This window comes from Streptomyces sp. NPDC001153 (assembly GCF_053598315.1).
In genome coordinates this window covers 1-8,763 of record NZ_JBSFJZ010000105.1, presented here as the reverse complement: position 1 = coordinate 8,763, position 8,763 = coordinate 1, and the positions used below count along the sequence as shown (strand labels likewise).

9 protein-coding genes and 1 pseudogene are annotated in these 8,763 nt (G+C 69.0%); 5 read left to right on the top strand and 5 right to left on the bottom strand.

All coding sequences use genetic code 11. The annotated features are described in order from the left end of the window. Nucleotides 1–39 precede the first annotated feature (39 nt). The gene (locus tag ACWDEN_RS47600; RefSeq protein WP_351620703.1) at nucleotides 40–804 is read right to left on the bottom strand and encodes an SDR family NAD(P)-dependent oxidoreductase; all 765 of its coding nucleotides are present in this window, start codon (nucleotides 802–804) and stop codon (nucleotides 40–42) included. A 463-nt stretch (nucleotides 805–1,267) separates the two neighbouring features. Here ACWDEN_RS47600 and ACWDEN_RS47595 point away from each other — a divergent pair. Together ACWDEN_RS47595 and ACWDEN_RS47590 are read left to right on the top strand one after the other, a co-directional pair. After that, a pseudogene (locus ACWDEN_RS47595) lies at nucleotides 1,268–1,768 on the top strand (SDR family NAD(P)-dependent oxidoreductase); the annotation flags it as partial. Next, complete coding sequence (locus ACWDEN_RS47590; RefSeq protein WP_450864344.1) at nucleotides 1,765–2,007, top strand: SDR family oxidoreductase; 243 nt, start codon at nucleotides 1,765–1,767, stop codon at nucleotides 2,005–2,007. The pseudogene ACWDEN_RS47595 and the gene ACWDEN_RS47590, both read left to right, overlap by 4 nt. 35 nt (nucleotides 2,008–2,042) lie before the next feature. On the opposite strand, the gene ACWDEN_RS47585 is transcribed toward ACWDEN_RS47590, so the two are convergent. Further along, nucleotides 2,043–2,942, bottom strand: coding sequence for a LysR family transcriptional regulator (locus ACWDEN_RS47585; RefSeq protein WP_450864342.1), 900 nt, complete (start codon nucleotides 2,940–2,942; stop codon nucleotides 2,043–2,045). A 247-nt stretch (nucleotides 2,943–3,189) separates the two neighbouring features. Next, entirely contained in the window at nucleotides 3,190–3,939 is a 750-nt protein-coding gene (locus tag ACWDEN_RS47580; RefSeq protein ID WP_351620709.1) for an SDR family NAD(P)-dependent oxidoreductase, read from the bottom strand. Nucleotides 3,940–4,613: 674 nt separating this feature from the next. Here ACWDEN_RS47580 and ACWDEN_RS47575 point away from each other — a divergent pair. Together ACWDEN_RS47575 and ACWDEN_RS47570 are read left to right on the top strand one after the other, a co-directional pair. Then, nucleotides 4,614–5,117 (top strand): carboxymuconolactone decarboxylase family protein, encoded by a 504-nt coding sequence (locus tag ACWDEN_RS47575; protein ID WP_450864340.1) that lies wholly within the window; start codon nucleotides 4,614–4,616, stop codon nucleotides 5,115–5,117. A 144-nt stretch (nucleotides 5,118–5,261) separates the two neighbouring features. Then, nucleotides 5,262–6,740 carry a dihydrolipoyl dehydrogenase family protein gene (locus tag ACWDEN_RS47570; protein ID WP_450864338.1) on the top strand — a complete coding sequence of 493 codons (1,479 nt, stop codon included), beginning with the start codon at nucleotides 5,262–5,264 and terminating at the stop codon, nucleotides 6,738–6,740. A 411-nt stretch (nucleotides 6,741–7,151) separates the two neighbouring features. Here ACWDEN_RS47570 and ACWDEN_RS47565 read toward each other — a convergent pair whose 3' ends face one another. Together ACWDEN_RS47565 and ACWDEN_RS47560 are read right to left on the bottom strand one after the other, a co-directional pair. Beyond that, nucleotides 7,152–7,631: a transposase family protein gene (locus tag ACWDEN_RS47565; protein ID WP_450864346.1), complete on the bottom strand. Its 480-nt coding sequence runs from the start codon at nucleotides 7,629–7,631 to the stop codon at nucleotides 7,152–7,154. A gap of 85 nt (nucleotides 7,632–7,716) precedes the next feature. Continuing rightward, entirely contained in the window at nucleotides 7,717–7,953 is a 237-nt protein-coding gene (locus ACWDEN_RS47560) for a helix-turn-helix domain-containing protein (protein WP_450864336.1), read from the bottom strand. 252 nt (nucleotides 7,954–8,205) lie between these two features. Between ACWDEN_RS47560 and ACWDEN_RS47555 the strand changes: the two genes are divergently transcribed. Further along, the gene (locus ACWDEN_RS47555) at nucleotides 8,206–8,628 is read left to right on the top strand and encodes a hypothetical protein (protein ID WP_351620721.1); all 423 of its coding nucleotides are present in this window, start codon (nucleotides 8,206–8,208) and stop codon (nucleotides 8,626–8,628) included. Nucleotides 8,629–8,763 lie beyond the last annotated feature (135 nt).

Genomic DNA, 8,763 nt, shown 5'->3' with positions numbered 1-8,763 from the left:
GTCCTGGACGACCAGGACGCGGGGCGCTTCGCCGTCGGATCAGTTGACGCTCTGTCCGCCGTCCACCATGACCGACTGTCCGGTGACGAAGGAGGCCCGGTCGGACAGGAGGAAGAGAGCCACCTGGGCGACCTCGTCCGCCTCGCCGACGCGGCCGAGGGGGATGTTCTCCCCGTGCGGGTGGTACTCGGAGCCGTCCTCCTTCTTCGTGATGCCGCCCTCGGTCAGCGGTGTGCGGATGATGGTCGGGTTCACGGTGTTGACCCGGATCGCGTCGGGCCCGAGCTCCACCGCCGCCGCGCGGGCGAGTGCGGCGACGCCGCCCTTGCTGGCGCTGTAGATGGAGATGCCCGCGGTGCCGAGTTCGGCGAACACCGATCCGTTGACGACGATCGCCCCGCCCTCGCCCTGGCGCTTCATCTGATCGGCCTCGGCCTGCAGGTAGAAGAACGTGCCCTTCAGATTGCCGTCCATCAGGTGGTCCCAAGCCTTCTCGTCCAGCTCGGTCAACGGGCCGACCGCGGCGGTGCCCGCGTTGTTGAAGGCCACGTCGAGGCGGCCGAAGTAGTCGACGACCTGCTGCACCACTGCCCGCGCGCCACCGAAGTCCGTGGCGTCAGCCTTGACGAACAGCGCCTCGCCACCGTCCCTCGTGATCTCCTCGACCACGTCCCGGCCTGCATCCTCCCGGCGCCCGGTGATCGCCACCTTCGCACCCTCCTGTGCGAACAGGCGTGCGCTGACCCGGCCGATCCCGGACGTTCCCCCGGTGATCAGAGCAACCTTGCCGTCCAACATTCCCATGGTTCTGTTCCACTCCGTCTAGGAATTCGCTGCATGCCAGATGCGGACCCGGCTTCGAAATCGGTGCCGACTTTTCCGGCCAGGTGCCAGGCCCCGGCATTGGGTGCCGAGCGGTTACAGCGTTCGCTTCTCCGACGGGATTCCATGAAAGCCATAGGCCGTCGCGATAACCGGTATAGGCTCGCCGTCTGCCGTCTGGAGAATCTGTCGGCAGATACTCCATTCAGCTGACTGCACAACAGCCCCGGCGTTCCCGGCCGGTGCCCTGGCCCGGAACGGTTGCGGGGCCCCGTTGCTGGTGATGCTGTGGATGTGCGGCGGCCGTACCTACTGCGCCGCTCTGAGCGGGCGGTGCGTTCCCGAGGGTGTGGCGTGATTCCCGACGCAGCGGCCGTGTTCCCGTCCGTACGCCGATCACGTATCTCGTCATCAACGGAAGGAATCGGCCACGACGTCTGCATCCATGCAGGGGAAGGTCGCGCTCGTGACCGGGGCGACCAGCGGCATCGGCGCTGCCACAGCGCAGGCGCTGGCCGAGCGCGGCGCGTACGTGCTGGTGGCCGGCCGCGATCCCGTCCGCGGCGAGAGCGTCGTAGGCGCGATCCGGGAGCACGGCGGGAAGGCGGACTTCGTGAGTGCCGATCTGCGCGACGCCCAGGCAATGCGACGGCTGGCGCACGACGCCCTTGGGCTGGGCGGCGGCCGGGTCGACGTCCTGGTCAACAACGCGGGCGTCTACCCCTTCGGGCCGACCAAGGACACGGAGGAAAGCCTCTTCGACGCGGTGTACGCGCTCAACGTCAAGGCCCCGTTCTACCTCGTGGCCGAACTCGCCGCCGCCATGGCCGACCGGGGCGGCGGAGCGATCGTCAACGTCAGCACCATCGCGGCCGCGCTCGGGTTCTCGGGCATGGCGTTGTACGGGTCGAGCAAGGCAGCAGTGAACCTCCTGACGAAGGCATGGGCAGCCGAGTACGGCCCACAGGGAGTGCGGGTCAACGCCGTACAGGTCGGTCCACCCGGACCGAGACCACCGCTGAGGCCGAGGAGGACCTGCAGAGTCCGGCCGCGCAGGCGCCCGCCGGACGGCCGGCATCCGCCGCAGAGATCGCGGCCGCGATCGTGTACCTCGCCGACGACGCGGCGAGCAGCTTTGTGCAGGGGGCGGTCCTGCCCGTCGACGGCGGACGCACCGCCGTCTGACCTCAACGCATCGCCCAGCCGCCTCGCTACGGAGATCAGTCGGTGGTCGGCTGTTCGAACGCGGCGATCAAGCGTCCCAGATCCTGCCGCCGCGAATCCGCCGGCCACACCGCCCACGTCCGGCGGATGAGAGGGTGCCCGACCAGCGGCTGCCACGCCACACCGTCGGGAATGGGCTGCGACCAGTCCGGCGGGGCCAGCGCAAAGGCCCGCCCGGCGCTGACGGCCGCCAGTTTCACCTCCGCGATCAGCCGCTGTCCCTCCGGCGCCTGGGTACCAAGGTCGAGGCCGTGGGTGCGCAGGATCGCCGTCAGCTCGTCATACCAGGCAGGGCTGTCCGAGCGCGGGAAAGCCACCCATTCCAGCCGGGCCAGCGCATCCAGCGCGATCCCCTCCGGCCCGGACAGCTCCGCCGCCTGGTCCGCGGCCAGCAAGACACCCAGCCGTTCCCTGTTGACCAGCATCGCGTCGAACTCCTGCCCGGTGGGGCGCTCCCGCAGCAGTCCCAGGTCCAGTTCGCCAGCGTGAAGCGCGGCCAACTGCCCGGACGTGGACAGATGGCGGGCCTGAACCCGGGTGTCGGGGCAGGCCTCGGCCAGCTCGCTGAGCGCGGGACTCAGCAGCCGCGAGGGGAACTCCAGCGGAATGCCGATCCGCAGCACGCCGCCGCCCCCACCGGTGTACCGGGCCATCGTCCGCACCACCTGATCACGCCGGGCCAGCAGCGCACGTGCCTCCCCGAGGAGGGCGACGCCCGCGTCCGTGGGCCGAACACCGGTGCTGCTGCGCACCAGCAGCTTCACCCGCAGCTCCCGCTCCAGACCACCGACCGTCTGGGACAGCGCCGGCTGGCTGACATGCAACCGCCGGGCCGCAGCCGAGAAGCCACCCTCCTCGACCACTGCCACAAAGGCATGCAACTCCCGCAACTCCATGCCCCCATCGCACCACGCCGAAAACACCGGATCCACGACCGGCCACAACCTTGGCCTATAGCGCCCATAACGTCCGGTAGCGGAGGGCTACGGCCGCTGCCCGTACCGACGACCGTGAGAACGGCAGACCGCCATGCATCGTGCACGGGGCGGGGCAGGAGCTGCGCAATGCTGCCGAGGCCTGCCACAAGGCTGCAAGGGGGTGCAGATCCCAGCGCCGCGCCACGGCTTCGCGGCCTTACGCCACTTACTGGTCGGTGGGGCCCAGGGCCATGAAGCCGCCGTCCACGGGGAGGGTGACGCCGGTGATGTAGGCGGCGCGGGGCGAGGCGAGGAAGACGATGGCTTCGGCGATCTCGCGTGCCGCACCAAGGCGTCCCAATGGCACCTTCGCTCCCAGCGCTTCGAAGTCCTCCTGGCCGACCATGTCCGCCACGTTGTCGGTGTTCGTGTGGCCAGGGGCGACGGCGTTGAAGCGCACTCCACGCTTGCCGAACTCGACGGCCCAGGCGCGGGTGAAGGAGTCCACGGCCGCCTTCGAGGCGCCGTAGACGGATGTGCCGGCCATGCCGGTCAGACCGGCGACAGTGGTGACGCTGACGACGCTGCCGGAACCCTTGGCCGCCATCTTCGCCGCCAGTGCCTGGGTGAGGAAGTACGTGCCGCGTACGTTGGTGTCGAGCAGGGTCTCGAAGGTGTCCAGGCCCTGCTCGAGGGTGGGGGCGAAGGGGTAGGCACCGGCATTGTTGACCAGGATGTCCACCTCACCGGCCTCGTCGGCCAGGTGTCGGACCGAATCCAGATCGCTCAGGTCTGCGGCGATGAACCTGGCCTTGCCACCAGCGGCCTCAATGGCCGCGACGGTCTGAGCGCCCTTGTCGGCATTGCGGCCGGAGACAATGACGGACGTGCCCTCCTGGGCCAGGAGGAGAGCCGTCTCGCGACCGATGCCGGACGTGCTGCCGGTCACGAGAGCGGTCTGATTCTCGAACTGCATGAGAAGCACCTTTCCGCAGGACCGGTACGGCCCCGCAGCCATTGGGTACGAAATATTTCGCGCCTGCTCTCAGGCGCCGTCCGGTTTCCGGCAAGCTGACCCGCAGAGCAGTCCAGCATTTCTAATTGCTGACCTCTTCGCGAAATTTCCGACTGCGATCGCCCCTACTTTTGACCGCCATAAGCAGTACCTTCATTTGGCGCGGAAAGTGTCGAATTCTCCACCCACACGGCGTCCGGAACATGAGGGTTGACCGGGAGCACGGGTGGTCCGTGTTCTGGTGCCCCGCCTCCTCCTCCGTGAGGTGACACGAGTCCCAAAGCCTGCGCCGTCCGGAGATCGGGACGGGGGCGCAGCCGTATCCGAGGCCCCCATCTCCTCCGGAGCCCGCTGCGCCGTTCACAGCGCCACACACGCTCCCGGTGGCCGGGGTGCCGGTCAGAAGCGGTGCTTATGGCGGCTCTTCGTGAGGCGTATGGCCGCGGGAGAGGAACTGTGCGCACCTCGGGGTTACATGATCCGTACAGCGCGCGGCTGCCCTTCCGGCTCGTGCGGGCGGCGAAATGGGCCGCCCGCCTGCGATCCGTTCAAGCCCGGGAAACCACCTGGGTGTCCCACCCCATGGAGGTACCCCATGTCACGGCTGCCTCAGATCCAGCCCGCTGAGGTGACCGGTGCTGCCGCCGAAGCTCTCGCCCAGGTCCGCAACCCCCGGCTCCGTCCCGAACCTGGCCAAGGTCATGGCCAACAGTCCGGCGCTGGTCAAAGGCTGGCTGGCGCTGTCCGGGGCACTGAGCGAGGGTGTGATCCCCGCTCCCGTCCGTGAACGGCTGGCGATCGCCACCGCCCAGTACAACAATTGCGAGTACTGCCTGTCCGCCCACACCTGCATAGGGGCGCACGTCGCAGAGGTCGACGCCGAGGAACTGGAGCGGGCCCGCGACGCCGAGTCCGGCCCGCACATCGCCGCACCGCTCGCCCTCTCCGACACCATCGCCCGCGGCCACGGCAGCACCGACGAGAGGCAGCTGAAGGCGCGCCGGGCCGCCGGCGTCGCCGACGCCGAAATGGCCGAGGTCACGGGCAATCTGGGGCTGAACCTCCTCACCAACTACTTCAACCTCCTCGCCGACACCGACAACGCATGGCCGGTCGTCACCCCGTGTGCTCACAACTGATCACCACGTCCCCCGCCCGGACCCCCCTCCCCGGGGCCCCGACGGGGAGTGTGAAGACCAGTTCGACCGACGCGGCACCGACCGTCGTCAGGCAATCCCGGGGAATAGCTCGAGATCAGCACCGATCGTGATGTGAGGAAAGAAATGAGCGAACCGCGCGGAAACCAGGAAGCCACCGCCTACGACGTGATCGTGCTGGGCGCCGGTCCGGTCGGCCAAAACGTCGCCGACCGTGCCCGTGCCGCCGGCCTGTCCGTAGCCGTCGTGGAACGGGAACTCGTCGGCGGCGAGTGCTCCTATTGGGCCTGCGTGCCCAGCAAGGCGCTGCTGCGGCCGGTCATCGCGGTCGCCGACGCGCGGCGCGTGGACGGCGCCCGGCAGACCGTCACCGGCCGTCTCGACACCGACGGCGTCTTCGCCCGCCGCAACCGCTACGTCAGCGACTGGGACGACTCCGGTCAGGCCCTTTTCCTCAAGTCCATCGGCGCCGACCTCTTCCGCGGTCACGGCCGTCTCGACGGCCCACGCCAGGTCACCGTCACCCGTGACGACGGCACACGCCAGACCCTTACCGCCCGGAGCGCGGTGGCCATCGCCACGGGCAGCCGACCGAATCTCCCCGGCATCCCGGGCATCGAAGAGGCCCGGCCCTGGACCAACCGGCACGGCACCGACTCCAGCACCGTGCCCGCCCGGCTCGTCGTCGTCGGCGGCGGCGGAGTCGGCGTCGAGATGGCCACTCTCTGGCAGGGCCTCGGCTCCCAGGTCACCCTGCTCGCCCGCCGTCGCCTGATCCCCCGCCTGGAGCCCTTTGCCGGCGAGCTGGTCGCCCAGGGACTGAGCGAGTCGGGCGTGGACGTACGGATCGGCGTACAGGTGTCCGCTCTGCGCCGCCCTGACCCCGAGGGACCGGTCACCCTCACCCTCGACGACGGCAGCGAGCTGGAGGCCGACGAGGTGCTGTTCGCCACCGGCCGCACACCCGCCACCGGCGACATCGGCCTGGACACCATCGGCCTCATCCCCGGCTCCTGGCTGGACGTGGACACCACCTGCCTGGTCAACGGCGTCGACGGCGACTGGCTCTACGCGCTCGGCGACGTCAACCACCGCGCCCTGCTCACCCACCAGGGCAAGTACCAGGCCCGGACCGCAGGCGACGCGATCGCCGCACGTGCTGCCGGCCGGCCGGTGGACGACGCCCCGTGGGGTGACCACGCCACCACCGCCGACCAGCACGCCGTACCGCAGGTATTCTTCACCGACCCCGAAGCAGCCGCGGTGGGCCTGACCGCCGAGCAGGCTGAGCAGGCAGGCCACCGGATCAAGACCATCGACCGCGACTTCAACGCTGCCCAGGGCGCCAACCTCTACGCGGACGGCTACCGCGGCCACGCCCGGCTGGTCGTCGACGTCGACCGGGAGATTCTGCTCGGAGTGACCTTCGTCGGCCCGGGCGTCAGTGAGCTCCTGCACTCAGCCACCATCGCGGTCGCCGGCGAGGTCCCGCTCAAGCGGCTCAGGCACGCGATCGCCTGCTTCCCGACCGTCAGCGAGATCTGGCTCTTCCTCCTCACCGCCTACCAGCGAGACCAGAAGACGCCGGAGACCGCCCCCGCGTGATGCCACCGCCGCAGGCCGAGAGGCCCTCTGCGCGGGGCCTCTCGCCTGGGCTGACCGTGCTTGGTGATCCACGGCTAGCGAGAGCCACTGACCGAACGCCGACGGCGACGAGGTGCACCCGGCCATCTGCCAACTGGACGACCGGCCGAGTAGGAGATCGGCGTGCCCTGCCAAGGCGTAGTACAGGGTGTTGAAGCGCGGCGAACCCCGGTACTCGCGGCCGTGAACACTCTCGAAGCCCAACTCGAACGGTTGCGACAGCACGTCTTACACGCGTACGAAGTCCAACGCGAGCAGCAGCAGACGCTCCTCCAAGGACTCAAACCCGCGCAACCGGCCGGTCGAGACCATTGCGGCTTGGGAGCGATAGCTCTTCGGGCAGGCTCGTTTGAGCTTTCCGCTCTCGGGTGATCAGCGGGCCTTCATGTGGCTGTCGGCGAGTGGGACAAGTTCCTTGCTCGCCGGGCGGCGTGTTGGGCGGCGGGCTGACCGGTCGGAGACCAGGCCGGCGATGGCGGCCTGGGTCTTGGCGAAGTCGTCGTGGCGACCGGTGTACCGGCGCAGCAGCTGCCATTGCTTGAGCTCGGCGTTGGTGTGTTCCACGCAGATCCGCGCCGAGGACTGGCTGCGTCGAGCATGGCGCCAGGCGTGTTGCTCGCCGATCGGCGCGTCGTCCTTGACCTTGCGCGGCGGTGCGGTGACCTGGTTGGGGAACTCGTTGGCCAGGCCCCGGTAGCCCTCGTCGACGTGGGCTTTGACGCCGGGGCGGCAGCGTAGCTGCTCGGCGATGCCCTCGGTCCGAACTGCGGTCTGGTCGGGCATCCGCCCGGGCCGGGGCACACCGGAGAACACAAGTCGTCCTTGTTCGTCGCTGAACGTCGGGGTCTTGATCGTGTTCTGTCTCCGCTTGCCGGAAACGAACGCCTTGCGGCCCGGCCGTCAGGCCTTTGGGCGGCGGACCTCCACGTCGGTGCCGTCAAGGTGTTAGCTCGACGCCTTCGGCCTCGGCGTAGGCGAACACGTCCTCCAAGGTACGCAGCCGGATCCCGGGCCGGTCCGGCACCGCACATCCGCGAGCGGCAAGCAGAGGACGGACCTGCCGGATCGCCCCGGACACCGTCGAGCGATCCACACCGAACAGCACCGCCAGAGCCGCATGCGGCAGCCCGTGACGCAGATGCACCAGCGTGACCAGCACCCGGTCAACGAACACCAGCCGATGCTTCGGCCCGGCACCGGCCTCGCGCCGACGCTCAGCACCCCGGCGTTTCCGCAGCGCGGACTCCTGTACTGACTGCCACGCCGGGGCAAGTGCGGCGACAAGTTCGCCAAGATGCTCCTGGGAGATCCCGGTTGGGGCAGGATGGGATAAGGCCACTCGGGCCGAAGCTTGCGTCACAACCCCCTCAACCCGCGCGGCCGTTCTCACGTCACGGACGAAGACCCGGTAAGGAGGGAGGCTCGAATGGACCAGCAACGGCTCCATGCCGACGTGCGCGCTGCCACCGGCGAGGCCATGGGTCAGGCCGCGGCCCGCATCGGGCGAGCGCTGAACCTGACGTTCACGGAATGCGAATGGAATGACCGGCCGGCGCACTTCGGCCGCGGGCTCGGTTTCGGCCTCCGCCTGACGGCAGCGGGCACCTATGACAATCCCGAGGTCAAGCTAGCGGCGTACACCGAAGTCGATGTGTCTTCCCCCTTCACGGACATGGACATAAGCCCCTACGTGGCAGGTCTGCTGACGACCCTCACCCGACTCGACTGGTACGTGCCCTCCGCTGAGCAGATCGCCGACGAACGCGCGGCCCACCGCATGGCCACCTTGTGGTCTGACCAGTGGTCTCGCTCCGGTGAGGAGCGGGCCGCGGAGCTCAACGAGGGCTGACGGCACCACCGGCCCGCAGTGTGCGCCGCCACCACCTCTCGACTTAGAGGTCCTAACAAAGGCGTCGGACGTGTCTGTAGGTGATGAGACATGTAGCGAGCCCGAGGAAGGCTTCATGGATGTCGTCCCGTCGCT

Excerpts from the sequence above, each read along its gene's own strand:
- ACWDEN_RS47580 (WP_351620709.1), bottom strand. The coding sequence starts at position 3,939 with ATGCAGTTCGAGAATCAGACCGCTCTCGTGACCGGCAGCACGTCCGGC.
- ACWDEN_RS47590 (WP_450864344.1), top strand. The coding sequence starts at position 1,765 with ATGGGCAGCCGAGTACGGCCCACAGGGAGTGCGGGTCAACGCCGTACA.
- ACWDEN_RS47585 (WP_450864342.1), bottom strand. The coding sequence starts at position 2,942 with ATGGAGTTGCGGGAGTTGCATGCCTTTGTGGCAGTGGTCGAGGAGGGT.
- ACWDEN_RS47600 (WP_351620703.1), bottom strand. The coding sequence starts at position 804 with ATGGGAATGTTGGACGGCAAGGTTGCTCTGATCACCGGGGGAACGTCC.
- ACWDEN_RS47570 (WP_450864338.1), top strand. The coding sequence starts at position 5,262 with ATGAGCGAACCGCGCGGAAACCAGGAAGCCACCGCCTACGACGTGATC.
- ACWDEN_RS47555 (WP_351620721.1), top strand. The coding sequence starts at position 8,206 with ATGGACCAGCAACGGCTCCATGCCGACGTGCGCGCTGCCACCGGCGAG.